The 13,429-nt window shown below is 43.4% G+C and carries 10 protein-coding genes; 9 read left to right on the top strand and 1 reads right to left on the bottom strand.

The features are described 5' to 3' along the window. Nucleotides 1-91 precede the first annotated feature (91 nt). The 6 genes from cytR (at nt 92) to rraA (ending at nt 5,817) form a co-directional block, all read left to right on the top strand. Nucleotides 92-1,120: a DNA-binding transcriptional regulator CytR gene (cytR, locus tag M5X66_RS17410; protein ID WP_036950860.1), complete on the top strand. Its 1,029-nt coding sequence runs from the start codon at nt 92-94 to the stop codon at nt 1,118-1,120. Nucleotides 1,121-1,192: 72 nt separating this feature from the next. Further along, on the top strand, nt 1,193-2,032 hold the full coding sequence (gene ftsN / locus M5X66_RS17415; RefSeq protein ID WP_036950859.1) for a cell division protein FtsN: 840 nt from the start codon (nt 1,193-1,195) through the stop codon (nt 2,030-2,032). A gap of 167 nt (nt 2,033-2,199) precedes the next feature. Beyond that, the gene (gene hslV, locus M5X66_RS17420) at nt 2,200-2,730 is read left to right on the top strand and encodes an ATP-dependent protease subunit HslV (protein ID WP_006660514.1); all 531 of its coding nucleotides are present in this window, start codon (nt 2,200-2,202) and stop codon (nt 2,728-2,730) included. Between the two features lie 11 nt (nt 2,731-2,741). Next, nucleotides 2,742-4,076, top strand: coding sequence for an HslU--HslV peptidase ATPase subunit (gene hslU / locus M5X66_RS17425; protein ID WP_108479178.1), 1,335 nt, complete (start codon nt 2,742-2,744; stop codon nt 4,074-4,076). A 185-nt stretch (nt 4,077-4,261) separates the two neighbouring features. After that, a complete protein-coding gene (locus M5X66_RS17430) occupies nt 4,262-5,179 on the top strand; it encodes a 1,4-dihydroxy-2-naphthoate polyprenyltransferase (RefSeq protein ID WP_036950853.1) in 918 nt (305 codons plus the stop codon). A 119-nt stretch (nt 5,180-5,298) separates the two neighbouring features. After that, nucleotides 5,299-5,817: a ribonuclease E activity regulator RraA gene (rraA, locus tag M5X66_RS17435; RefSeq protein ID WP_036950850.1), complete on the top strand. Its 519-nt coding sequence runs from the start codon at nt 5,299-5,301 to the stop codon at nt 5,815-5,817. A 241-nt stretch (nt 5,818-6,058) separates the two neighbouring features. Here the strand turns inward: rraA and zapB are convergent, their stop codons facing one another. Continuing rightward, nucleotides 6,059-6,298 (bottom strand): cell division protein ZapB, encoded by a 240-nt coding sequence (zapB, locus tag M5X66_RS17440; RefSeq protein ID WP_108479177.1) that lies wholly within the window; start codon nt 6,296-6,298, stop codon nt 6,059-6,061. A 305-nt stretch (nt 6,299-6,603) separates the two neighbouring features. Between zapB and M5X66_RS17445 the strand changes: the two genes are divergently transcribed. The 3 genes from M5X66_RS17445 (at nt 6,604) to M5X66_RS17455 (ending at nt 13,409) form a co-directional block, all read left to right on the top strand. Then, nucleotides 6,604-7,434, top strand: coding sequence for an MIP/aquaporin family protein (locus M5X66_RS17445; protein WP_270103753.1), 831 nt, complete (start codon nt 6,604-6,606; stop codon nt 7,432-7,434). Nucleotides 7,435-7,504: 70 nt separating this feature from the next. Further along, nucleotides 7,505-9,031 (top strand): glycerol kinase GlpK, encoded by a 1,527-nt coding sequence (gene glpK / locus M5X66_RS17450; protein WP_036950842.1) that lies wholly within the window; start codon nt 7,505-7,507, stop codon nt 9,029-9,031. Between the two features lie 265 nt (nt 9,032-9,296). Then, a complete protein-coding gene (locus M5X66_RS17455; RefSeq protein ID WP_270103754.1) occupies nt 9,297-13,409 on the top strand; it encodes a hypothetical protein in 4,113 nt (1,370 codons plus the stop codon). Nucleotides 13,410-13,429: the final 20 nt, after the last annotated feature.

The raw sequence follows: 13,429 nt of genomic DNA on the forward strand, positions 1-13,429 counted from the left end.
GAAACTCTTTAGAATGTCTTTTAATTAACAAAATGACGTGTTCGCGCCATTCAAAAAAAAGCAATCGATTAAATAGATAAAGGAAGGCGTTGTGGAAAGTAAAAAGCACAATAATACGGCGACCATGAAAGATGTCGCGAACGCAGCTGGCGTATCAACAGCCACCGTTTCTCGGACATTGATGAACCCTGAAAAAGTCTCCCTGCAAACACGCCAAAAAGTTGAGCAAGCCGTCTTAGATGTTGGCTATTATCCTCATAACCTTGCCCGCAGCTATAAACGCAATGAATCCAAAACTATTCTCGCGATCGTCCCAGACATTAGCGATCCATTCTTCAGCGATGTGATCTGCGGTATTGAAGAAGTGGCTGCTCACGAAGGTTACTTTGTGCTGATTGGTGACTGTAAACATCAACAGAAACAAGAAAATGCCTTTATCAACCTGATCATTACCAAACAGATTGATGGCATGGTTCTGTTGGGCTCTAACTTACCGTTTGATGTCTCAACCGAGGAACAAAAAAATCTACCGCCAATTGTGATGGCTAACGAATTCGCGCCAGAGTTAAAACTCCCAACGGTGCATATTGATAACCTCACCGCGGCCTTCAATGCTACCCATTACCTGCTAAAACAAGGTCATAAACGTATTGCTTGTATCGCAGGACCTGAAGAGATGCCACATAGCCAATACCGCTTAGAAGGGTATAAAAAAGCCATGTTACGCACCGGAGAAGGGCTAAGAGAGAGCTATATTGTACGTGGAGATTTCTCTCATGAAAGCGGCGCTGAAGCATTAAAAACATTACTTTCTTTACCAGAGCCACCGACTGCCGTTTTCTGCCATACTGATATCATGGCATTCGGTGCCATGTGGCAAGCGAAGAAAATGGGTCTGAACATTCCAGACGATATCTCTTTTGTCGGCTTTGATAACCTTGAGCAAGCCAAATATACATTACCCGCACTGACGACCATCAATCACCCTCGCAGGGAAATTGGTCGCCATGCGATGCTATTATTACTAGAGCAGCTACACGGAAATAGTGTCACCGCAGGTTCTCGTCTCCTAGATTCTGATTTAATCGTTAGAGAGAGTACAAAAGCGCCTAAATGCTAGGCAAAATCGTTAAGGTTAAGTAACATATGACCTAAATAACGATTAACAACTGACAACTAGTGAATTAATAGCGTGGCACAAAAAGATTATGTAGCTCGAGGACGGTCGTCCGCTCGTAAAAAAAGCAAAGGCAAATCGAAGAAGGCCCAAGGGCTACCGCTAACCACATTAATTGTGGCGGTCGCTATTGTGGTGTTATTCGTTGGTGGGCTATTTTTTATTACTCATAATAAAAAAGAAGCGCCTCAAACTGCACTCCCCACTCAAGCTGCAAAACCGGGTAGCACGCTGCCACCTAAACCTGAAGAACCTTGGCGCTATAAAAGGGAGCTGGAAGAGCCTTGGCAAGATTACACTTCGCCATCGCAACCTAGCACAAATAGCGGCAATATTCGTCAGTCTGATCTCACTACCGAACAGCGCCAGTTGTTAGAACAAATGGATTCTGATCGTCGTCAACCTGTGACCAACCTGCAAGAAGTGCCATTTAATGGTAAGCCGGTACCGCGCTCACAAGTGGTGATCAATGAACCAGCTAAGCCCGTTGAAACTCCGACTCAACGCAAACCGTCGATTATTGAGCAAAAACCGGAAACACGTCCAGTTGCGCCAGTTCAGCAAGCTCAGCCTGTCACAAAACCGGAAGTGAAATCTGAACCTAAACCTGAGACAGCTCCTGTGAATAAAATGCAGAATATGCTCGTGCAATGCGGTTCATTTAAAACAGCAGAACAGGCTGAGTCAGTACGTGCCACTCTCGCATTTGCAGGTATCGAAAGTCGCGTCACCGCAGGTGGTGGCTGGCATCGCATCGTATTAGGCCCATATTCTAAGTCCACCGCTGAAAACATGCGTGACCGTGCAGCAGGCGTTGGTGTGAGTGGTTGTATTCTTCGTGCTTCTGGGGGTTGAAAAATCCCCGCCGCCCCCCCATCTACTGTTTTAACATACTCGTAAGCAGTTATTTTTGAGATCAATCTCTTTCAAGTGATAGTGAATAGACCATTATCACTTGAAATTTATCTATCAAAAAATGAAATCAACTGCATTCTTTTTGTAATACAACCAGGGGCTAACTCATGACAACAATCGTAAGTGTTCGCCGTAATGGCCAAGTTGTAATCGGTGGTGATGGACAGGCGACGATGGGTAATACCGTCATGAAAGGCAATGTCCGCAAAGTACGCCGTTTATATAACGACAAAGTCATTGCAGGATTTGCCGGTGGCACCGCAGACGCATTCACACTCTTTGAACTGTTCGAGCGCAAACTTGAACTCCATCAAGGACACCTCACTAAAGCGGCGGTGGAATTAGCCAAAGATTGGCGTACCGACCGCATGCTGCGCAAATTAGAAGCACTGCTTGCCGTCGCTGATGAACACACTTCATTAATTATTACGGGTAATGGCGACGTCGTTCAGCCTGAAAATGACCTGATTGCGATTGGCTCTGGTGGTCCATATGCCCAATCAGCAGCACGCGCCCTTCTCGAAAATACAGACTTAAGCGCTCGCGAAATCGCGGAAAAAGCCCTCGCGATAGCGGGAGATATCTGTATTTACACCAACCATAATGTCAACTTTGAAGAAATTTCTTCAAAATCATAAGGATTGCTAGCATGTCCGAAATGACTCCACGCGAAATTGTCAGCGAACTCGACAACCATATTATTGGTCAACATAAAGCTAAACGTTCTGTTGCTATCGCCCTGCGTAACCGCTGGCGCCGTATGCAGTTAAATGAGCATTTACGCCATGAAGTGACTCCCAAAAACATTCTGATGATTGGTCCTACCGGGGTAGGTAAAACCGAAATCGCACGCCGTTTAGCCAAACTGGCAAATGCGCCATTCATCAAAGTTGAAGCCACTAAGTTCACGGAAGTGGGCTATGTAGGTAAAGAAGTTGACTCTATCATCCGCGATCTTACCGATTCTGCGGTAAAAATGGTGCGTTTACAATCTATCGAGAAAAACCGTTATCGTGCCGAAGAAATGGCGGAAGAACGCATTCTTGATGTGTTGATCCCACCAGCAAAAAATAACTGGGGACAAGCAGAACCTGTTGATGAGCAATCACCAGCACGCCAAGCATTCCGTAAGAAATTACGTGAAGGTCAGTTAGACGATAAAGAAATTGAAATTGAAGTTTCCGCAGCACCAATGGGCGTTGAAATCATGGCTCCTCCAGGTATGGAAGAGATGACCAACCAGCTACAATCTATGTTCCAAAACTTAGCAGGTCAAAAACAGAAGCCTCGTAAGATGAAAATCAAAGAAGCTTTTAAACTGTTGGTGGAAGAAGAAGCGGCAAAACTGGTTAATCCTGAAGAGCTGAAAGAACAAGCCATTGAAGCGGTTGAACAAAACGGTATCGTGTTTATTGATGAGTTCGATAAAATCTGTAAACGTGGTGGTCAAAGTTCAGGTCCAGATGTGTCCCGTGAAGGGGTTCAGCGTGACCTATTACCATTAATCGAAGGCTGCACCATCTCAACCAAACACGGTATGGTGAAAACTGACCACATCCTGTTTATCGCATCTGGGGCATTCCAAGTCTCTAGCCCATCTGATTTGATTCCGGAACTGCAAGGTCGTCTGCCAATTCGTGTTGAACTTCAGGCGCTGACCACTGAAGATTTCGAGCGCATCTTAACTGAGCCTAATGCTTCTTTGACTGAACAGTACAAAGCGTTGATGGCAACAGAAGGTGTTAGCGTTGAATTCACCGCAGATGGTATTCGCAAAATTGCAGAATCTGCATGGCAAGTGAATGAATCAACCGAGAATATCGGTGCGCGTCGTTTACATACTGTGCTAGAACGTCTGATGGAAGATATCTCTTTCGACGCCAGCGAGCGCGACGGACAAAGCATTACAATTGATGCTGAGTATGTCCGCCAACACTTAGACGAACTGGTAGCAGACGAAGACCTGAGTAGATTTATTTTATAATCTTATTAATTATCAGGTTTTCATGTATCCTTAATGGATGTTAGCTAAAGTGCAGCAATCTTGCTGCACTTTTGACATATAAAATCCAACTTAATAAGAACATTTACTCCCAATAATTCAAACGGTCACTCAGCAGCAAAGCCACGTTACCCATTGAAATATCACGAGTACGGTGAATAAATTACATGAACTCATCTTCAATCAGCCGCAAACAAGCTTGGCTAGAAAGTTTACGACCAAAAACCCTACCATTAGGGGTGATTGCCATCGTCACTGGATCCGCATTGACCTATTTCACGGGTAACTTTAAGTGGCCTGTCGCTCTGCTTTCTATTATCACAGCGGGCTTATTACAAATTTTATCTAACCTCGCCAATGACTATGGCGATGCGATTAAAGGCTCAGACACCGCTGAACGCATCGGACCTCTGCGTGGAATGCAAAAAGGCGTCATCACCAAAGAAGATATGAAAAAAGCGCTGAAGCTGAATATCTTCGCGGCTTGCCTTTCCGGTCTATTGTTGATTATTGTCGCGTGCGAAAAACCAGAAGATGCCATCGGATTCCTTGGCTTAGGGTTAGTGGCTATCGTGGCTGCCATTACGTATACCGTCGGTAAAAAACCTTATGGCTACCTTGGTCTTGGGGATATTTCCGTTCTCATTTTCTTTGGTTGGTTAAGTGTGATTGGTACTTTTTACCTACAAGCGAATAGCTTTAATATCATCACTATCCTACCAGCAACAGCTTGCGGTTTACTGTCTGTAGCTGTTTTAAATATCAATAATATGCGTGATATTGAAAACGACATTAAAGCGGGTAAAAACACGTTGGCAGTGCGTTTAGGTCCACAAGGCGCGCGCATGTACCACGCCATTATCATCATCGTTTCCATCTTATGTTTGGTATTTTTCAATTTACTCTATTTAACAGGTTGGGCGGGCTGGTTATTCTTATTGGCGGTGCCAATGCTGATGAATCATGTACGCAAAGTGCTTTCTGATCCTACCCCAGAAGGGATGCGCCCAATGCTAGAAAATATGGTGAAAATCGCTTTAGTCACCAACGTTTTATTCTCCCTTGGGGTTATCCTGAGTAAATAGTCTCAATTATTTGCTGTTTTTTTGACTTTTCCCGCTTATTTTCTGGCGGGAATTTTGCCAATCAGTGACTAAAAGGGATATACTGACCTTCCTCTTGCAGCAAAAAAGACCTAAATCCTATGAAATATGATACTTCCGAACTCTGCGACATCTACCAAGAAAGCGTTAATGTAGTAGAACCTTTATTCTCCAACTTTGGTGGACGTACTTCATTTGGCGGTCAAATCATTACAGTAAAATGCTTTGAAGATAATGGCATTCTGTATGATTTGCTGGAAGAAGACGGCCATGGGCGCATCTTGCTGGTGGATGGCGGTGGTTCAGTGCGTAAAGCACTGATTGACGCTGAGCTCGCGCGATTAGCGGTAGACAATGGCTGGGAAGGTATTGTGGTTTACGGTGCCGTCCGTCAAGTGGATGCATTAATGGAGTTAGATCTCGGCATCCAAGCAGTTGCTGCAATCCCTGCGGGTTGCCCTGACGAAGGTATCGGCGAAAGCGATATCCGCGTTAATTTTGGCGGCGTGACATTCTTCTCCGGCGATTATCTGTATGCCGATAACACGGGCATGATTTTATCCGAAGAACCACTGACCCAAGCAGCCAACGACGATTTCGACGAAACCATCGACGAATAGCCCCACCAAACTCCACAAAAAAGGCAGATATCACTATCTGCCTTTTTCTTTTCTGTTTTCTGTTTTCTGTTTTCCGTTTTTCACTTCTTTCAGAAAACACTTCTACATACCCCTACATTCCCAAAATAATTCGAGTCACAGGTAGGCGGCGAGTGGAGGATATCCCGATGAGCATACATAAGTATGTGATTCGGGTATCCAAACGAAGCCAACACCCCTGTGGCTTGAAGTATGAAGGGAATTAAACTTCTTCCATCTTGCCGAGAAGTGTACGCAAACGTTCCTGCCAAGTCGCCTGCTCTTGCTTCAGCTGTTCATTTTCACGAACCAGTGATTCAGTACCTGATTTGTTGGCTTGTAACTCTTGGCTTAATGCACTGTTTTGTTCTTTCAGTTCATCAATTTCCATTTGCATTAATGCAATGGTGTCGATGGCTTGTTGAACTTTGGATTCTAGTTTCTCAAATACTTCAAATGACATGTTCGGATCTCCCTTTATAAGCGCTTTCCCTCGATTGTAAGTAGCATGATCCTCTGTGTCCAGTGACTTACACTTGATTACAAACATTATTCTTTTAATTGTCTCGCCCGTGACTATTCAAATGTTTGAATTCGACCTTAAAAATGATTGTTTGTTTTCGTTTTTTGGTGATTTGACACACAGTTTTCACAAATCGCAATATTCGATTATCTTTTTTCTCGCTAAATTAACAGAATAAATTTTCGCAGAGAAAATTATACTCGTGCAAAACACCTCTCTTAACAACTATTGCAGGATGAACATTTATGAGCAAAATGACACCTTCAACACTGACAGGTCAGTGTATATCGGAGTTTCTTGGAACTGCTCTGTTGGTTTTTTTTGGTTTAGGATGTGTCGCGGCTGTACGTATTGCAGGTGCTCAGTTAGGTCTTTGGGAAATTAGTGTGATTTGGGGCTTCGGCGTCGCACTGGCTGTTTACCTAACTGCGGGCATCTCTGGCGCTCACTTAAACCCTGCCGTCACATTAGCATTATGGTTATTCGCGTGTTTCGATAAGCGAAAAGTCGTTCCTTACATTATCGCTCAAATGCTCGGGGGCTTTTGTGCTGCTGTCCTAGTTTACTCAATGTATTCCCCTGTTTTTTTCGATTACGAACAAGTTCACCATATTGTTCGTGGCACACAAGAAAGTTTGTTTACAGCGGGTGTCTTCTCAACTTACCCTGCGCCACAAATCAGCGTGTTCCATGCGTTCTTTATTGAAGTGGTGATTGCCGCCATTTTAGTCTGCTTAATTTTAGGTTTAACTGATGATGGCAATGGCGTTCCTAAAGGTCCATTAGCACCATTATTAATTGGTATCTTAATTGCGGTTATCGGTGGCTCTTTTGGTCCATTGACTGGATTCGCCTTAAACCCAGCGCGTGACTTTGGTCCGAAAGTCGTGGCTTATTTAGCTGGATGGGGTGATATTGCCCTGACCGGCGGACGTGATATTCCTTATTTCCTTGTCCCATTGACTGCGCCGATTGTTGGTGGTCTGCTAGGGGCATTCGGTTATCGTAAACTCATTGGTCGCCATCTGCCTTGTATGACTTGCGAGTCTGATGAAGAAGAGAAAAAATCCTCTTAATACCGTTTCTTATTTCTAAAACTGGGTTTACCTAAAACCAGATTAACCCATTGCTGAACAGGTTTAAATTATGACAACAGAAACCAATATCGTTAAAAAATATATTGTCGCTCTTGATCAAGGCACAACCAGTTCGCGAGCTGTCGTTCTCGACCATGATGCAAATATCGTCAGTATTTCCCAGCGCGAATTCACGCAAATTTACCCAAAACCAGGCTGGGTAGAACATGACCCAATGGAAATTTGGGCAACGCAAAGTTCGACATTAATTGAAGTTCTCGCTAAAGCCGATATTCGTACCGATGAAGTGGCAGGTATCGGTATCACTAACCAACGTGAAACCACGATTGTTTGGGAGAAAGCGACAGGTAAACCTGTCTATAATGCGATTGTTTGGCAATGCCGCCGTACCGCTGACTTTTGTACCCATTTAAAAACGAACGATAAAGAACTTGAAGAGTATATTCGCCAAAACACGGGTTTAGTGGTTGACCCTTACTTCTCAGGAACCAAAGTAAAATGGATCCTCGATAACGTCGAAGGTGCTCGTGAACGCGCAGAAAAAGGTGAATTACTGTTCGGTACTGTCGATACTTGGTTAGTTTGGAAAATGACTCAAGGTCGCGTCCACGTCACTGACTATACCAACGCTTCTCGTACCATGTTATTCAACATTCGTAATTTAGAATGGGATGACAAAATCCTTAAAGCATTAAATATTCCTCGTAACATGCTGCCAGAAGTCCGCCCTTCCTCTGACGTTTACGGACAAACCAACATTGGGGGTAAAGGCGGTACACGTATTCCAATTTCGGGCATTGCGGGCGACCAACAAGCAGCACTGTATGGTCAATTGTGCGTAAAATCCGGTATGGCAAAAAATACCTACGGAACTGGCTGCTTCCTCTTGATGAATACCGGTGATACCGCAGTTCGCTCTAATCATGGTCTATTAACCACTATTGCTTGCGGTCCTAAAGGCGAAGTGAACTATGCCCTTGAAGGTGCGGTGTTTGTGGGCGGCGCCTCTATTCAGTGGCTACGTGATGAATTGAAACTGATTGATGAATCTACGGACTCCGAATATTTCGCCACCAAAGTTAAAGATAGCAACGGTGTGTATGTGGTGCCTGCATTCACTGGTTTAGGCGCTCCATATTGGGATCCGTATGCGCGCGGCGCTATCTTTGGCTTAACACGTGGGGCAAACCGCAACCACATTATCCGTGCCACATTGGAATCCATCGCTTATCAAACCCGCGATGTCCTCGATGCGATGCAAGCCGATTCTGGTGAACGCCTAAAAGCCTTACGTGTGGACGGTGGCGCTGTTGCGAACAACTTCCTGATGCAGTTCCAATCAGACATTCTCGGTACCTCTGTAGAACGCCCTGAAGTCCGTGAAAGCACCGCGTTAGGTGCCGCTTACTTAGCGGGTATCGCCGTTGGATTCTGGGAAAGTTTGGATGAACTGCAAAGTAAAGCCAACATTGAACGTGTCTTTAAACCGGGTATTGAAACCACTGAGCGCAATTATAAATACGAAGGTTGGAAAAAAGCGGTCGCTCGTGCTCAAGAGTGGGAAGACCGCGCTTAACTTTTCGATATCACGACATATATTGCTAAACAAAATATATTGCTAAGCAAACCGTCAAAGCAGTGCTCCGGCACTGCTTTTTTATTGCTGGTGACTACGAATCGCAACATCTCAAGTAATTCGCTAATAAATAAAAACATCACTCATAGATGAATAATAAATTAGAAAGCTCCCACCTGCTTATCTAGAATTCGTCCCTGCAATAACTATGTTTATGAATTATTTTATAAAAAATTATTTTTAAATTATTTCAGGAGTGAAGGTTATGGATAACCGGAAAAAATATGCATTGATGCACACCAATCAATCCAGTGCACAACTCACATCCCAAGCACAACAGCATGGATATTTAGAGCTTGGTCTATACAAAAATCGAGGACGAGTTGCAAAAATCCACACAGACAGTTTTTACTTAGAAGGGCTACAAGACGATCCTCAGAAAACACATTCAGGACACGCCGCTTTTGATATCACAAACTGGTTACTGGATAAGCCCCGTTTACCGGGAGAACAGCGAAAAAACTATCTATTAAGTACTCTAGATGAAGATGATTTTTCAGGGTTTAAATTCCATCCATTGCATAATTTATGGGTTGATAGCTTTAACTCCCCTCATCAATGGCGCGATGGAGAGCCTCGTTCTCAATCGCAATTTGTTGAGTTACTACTTCCAAGCGGCCAATCAGAGCGTCATTATGGCATGCTCATTCTTGCGGGTGATGCTAACGATCTGCAAGTAGAGCTGGCACGACATTGGCTTGAATTGACTGGTGGCGGCTTACTGATTATTGAAAATGATACAACGCTTATCTCGAAGCCAGTTCAATTGCTTCTTGACGAGCTAGAATACATACAAGACTCCCCAGCATCTGAGCAAGATACAACGATTTTCGCTCAATATTCTCAACCAGGGATATCCGTCACTGCCACCCCTGCATTCTATGAAGATAGCTCCGAGCAAAAATATTATGTTCTAGATAATTTAACTTACTATTTCAGCGGATTACCTCAACAAATAGAGCCAACCACTTGGGTTTATGAAGGCGTTCTCACCGTGCCTAAATCTGAACGCCTTATCCTCTATGTGGATACACAATATCATCCCTATAACCTCACACTGGATATTGATCAGTACACTCATCAAATTAATGCTCAAGATGAATGTGGCGAAATCGCGATTAAACATACCCAAAAGGGGCAGCAAGTTCACTTTAAAATCACCACCACGACACAAGATAATGCCCCCAATATCCGCTTAGGGTGGGGGTTTTCAGGGCAAGAATCAGTTCAATTTATTCCTGATGATTTCATTCATCACACTCCCTTGATTACCACAGAAAATACCTCGGTTGAGCAACCTGCCCCACATTCTTTATTCAACCCTGATGGCTACCAGCAGGCACTGTCATTACCTTCTACATCGATAAACTCGTTCGCACTCACAGAAGAGACGCGAAATAATAGCGATTATTTTTCAATTCAAATAAATAGCTCACGGTTGAATACCGTTTTAAGACTGGATGATATCAGCCTATCACCACACGATTCCTGGGAGGGACTTGCAGCCGAAATCGAAGACTATGTTAATCAGCAACTCGCTGATCTTGAACTCCCTCTTATCTCCGCACATTATAAAAATAACCAGATTGTCATCACCTGTGGCGGCATGATTGTTTCCCAATTTCAGCTAAAAAATCAGCAGTTACACCCTATCCTTATTGCAGAGAATCCCCATGGTATCGCCAATCAATTTCACGTAGGTGTACTGTCTGGAAGTTTGCCATTTCATGAGGAAATTGAATATTTTCAGCTTATTGAAGAGCCATTATTTGGAGAGGTTGTATTAAACGAAATAACCGGAGAATGGCAATATATACCTGATGGTAAACAATCTTTCCGTGGGCATGACCAGTTTGATTTTATTGCCATTATGAAAGATGGCTCTGTTTCTGCCCCTATGTCTATTCAGCTACAATCTGAAGAAGCGCCTTATCTGTCCCTTCCAAGTAAGCGTATTTTTACGTTACCAGATCCGATTTATCATCAGCCTCAGATGCGTCATCACCCCGTGCCAAGCGATATGCAAATTCACAGTATTCAGCTAGCACAAACCCACTTACTTGAGCCTCATACTAAATACTTCAGTTTAACAGCTGACCGACCCGCATTATTAAAAATTGATATTACCAGCGCATCGGAGGCTACAGCACCCGATATTGTGGCCATTATTCGAAATAAAGAGGGTGTTGAACTAGAGAAAGTGGTTTTAACGGGTCCATCAAACCTTCCAGCCGCTCTCACCCCACCGCCTAATACGCCTAGCTTTGAAGCTAAAGATTGGCACCGTTACAGCTATACCGCGCCGATAAAGGGAAAATGGATTCAACCTGATATGGAGATACAAATTCTCGCGGGGGGTATACCAATAACTCAATATGGCATCCAAAATGTTGAAGCTGAATACGCAATGCCTGATGAGGGTACACCATTTCCCTTCTATACCGCTGAGGGAAGTTTCTTTCCTAGAGTCAAAAAGATAAAGCCCATCACTGCACATGTCGCGCATAAAACGCTTTACCAAGATGGACACGGTACTTACCCTCATTCCCCTCTCAGTTGGGGATTAGAAGCGCTCGCCAAGTTACTCATTCACCAGCTAACCTTATATAGCTATCCCCCTATCCCTCAGAAATCGGCTTTATATCCTTGTATCGTTCAAGATGATGTGATTTATACAGATAGAACGACGCTAGTTCATCTTTTGTATGACGCTCCAAGCAGTATCCAAGAGCCATCAATGTCACAAATTGAGAGCTCTTACTTAGAGAGCCAAAAAGCAGCGCGGAGAACAGAGCTGTATAGCGAATTTTTTTATATCGCTATCCTGCCGCTATCTATGGAGGGGGGCACATCAGGTGTGATTGGGTTAGCAACCCATAACTTTGGTGGCGGAATATCAAAACCCAGTATTTTATGGCATGAAATGTTTGGGCATGGTCTTGCACTCGGCCATACCACAAATGAAGGTTACCCATATCCAGCGGAAAGTCATGGTAAGAACATCGCATATGATTCATATCGCCAGCAATACACAACCTTCCGTAAAGACGAGCCAGAATATGAGATTATACCCGCAATGTATCCGAGTGATTATCCTCATTACAGTGATCAATACGACGCATTCTTAGCGCATTCAGATTACTATATTTACTTGGCTCAACATTTTTTATCTAAAATTAACGAAAGTGAAGTCCCAGGCGAATATGTCTCCGTCTACCAACTTAATGGCATATTTCTTCCTTTACCTGATGGCTCGCAACACCCTTATAGTTACCTCGCCGTGACTCAAACTCTCGGGCAATTGATCCAACAGGATCATTCTGATTCCTCTCATAGTTTGACGATCACCTATGTCACGCCATCCGGTCTACTCACCGAATCCCTAAAAATTTCCTTGAGGGATAACGAACTTAATTTGAATATTCCCAATAAGGGGGAATTAGTTAGCCTCAAGATTATTAAGACGGAAAATGGCACAGATACTGAGGTCTATCACTATAAAAATCCTGAATCTCTAGCAAATCGCTTATTTATTTATGGTGATGGAAAAACCGTGCCGGAACAATTGCAGATAGATAACTATTGGCGTGGTAGTCGATTATCTTGGTCTGCAACGGATAAAAATTTAATTGATATCTCAACAGGGAAAGTAAATTCTCAATATATCACTCCGCAAAGTGCGATTTGTGCCAGTTGGATAGAGAACGGGCAATTACACCAACAATACTTCTCATTAAGTGACCCGTTTGGTCAAAATAATCAAGTTGATACAACCCATCATTTCCAACCAATTCATCATTTCGATATGCAAAATAATGAAAATGATATATCAACCTCTCATTTAAATATTCTTTCTGATATCAGGCTACTTTCTGATGTGCATATCAACCAACAAATTGATATTAGCAAGCTAGGGATCACTGAGAAAAATAACCAATATTGGGTGACCCTACTCATTTACGATGAACAAGGTATTATCCAAGAAAAAACGCCGCAGGAACCTTGGTTTTTATCCCAGAATAAAAATATACTTTCAGTCAAAGGAACAATCGACAGCATCCCAGGCTTAAAAATCGCGGGGATTAAAATTTATATCGATCAACATTTACATGATGATGTAGCCGCCAGATCAGTTTGGCTTAATCAAAATACTAATCAAACATTGGATGAAAATACCGAGTTTCTCAATTACGATCGCCCTGTGGAATTTAACTCGCTCGCTTCACAAATGGCAGGAATGAAAGAGGACACAATCAGCACACAACAACAAGCCACTCAATGGGTTGAGTCAGCACATTTCATACCGTTGGTCGCATAATAAATCAGGGGGCTTATTTG

Origin of the sequence: Providencia sp. PROV188 (assembly GCF_027595165.1) — a bacterium.
Lineage (GTDB): Bacteria > Pseudomonadota > Gammaproteobacteria > Enterobacterales > Enterobacteriaceae > Providencia > Providencia lanzhouensis.

Bases quoted from the DNA above. Each gene is read 5' to 3' on its own strand.
- zapB (WP_108479177.1), bottom strand. From the start codon at position 6,298: ATGTCATTTGAAGTATTTGAGAAACTAGAATCCAAAGTTCAACAAGCC.
- M5X66_RS17455 (WP_270103754.1), top strand. From the start codon at position 9,297: ATGGATAACCGGAAAAAATATGCATTGATGCACACCAATCAATCCAGT.
- M5X66_RS17430 (WP_036950853.1), top strand. From the start codon at position 4,262: ATGAACTCATCTTCAATCAGCCGCAAACAAGCTTGGCTAGAAAGTTTA.
- hslU (WP_108479178.1), top strand. From the start codon at position 2,742: ATGTCCGAAATGACTCCACGCGAAATTGTCAGCGAACTCGACAACCAT.
- rraA (WP_036950850.1), top strand. From the start codon at position 5,299: ATGAAATATGATACTTCCGAACTCTGCGACATCTACCAAGAAAGCGTT.
- glpK (WP_036950842.1), top strand. From the start codon at position 7,505: ATGACAACAGAAACCAATATCGTTAAAAAATATATTGTCGCTCTTGAT.
- hslV (WP_006660514.1), top strand. From the start codon at position 2,200: ATGACAACAATCGTAAGTGTTCGCCGTAATGGCCAAGTTGTAATCGGT.
- M5X66_RS17445 (WP_270103753.1), top strand. From the start codon at position 6,604: ATGAGCAAAATGACACCTTCAACACTGACAGGTCAGTGTATATCGGAG.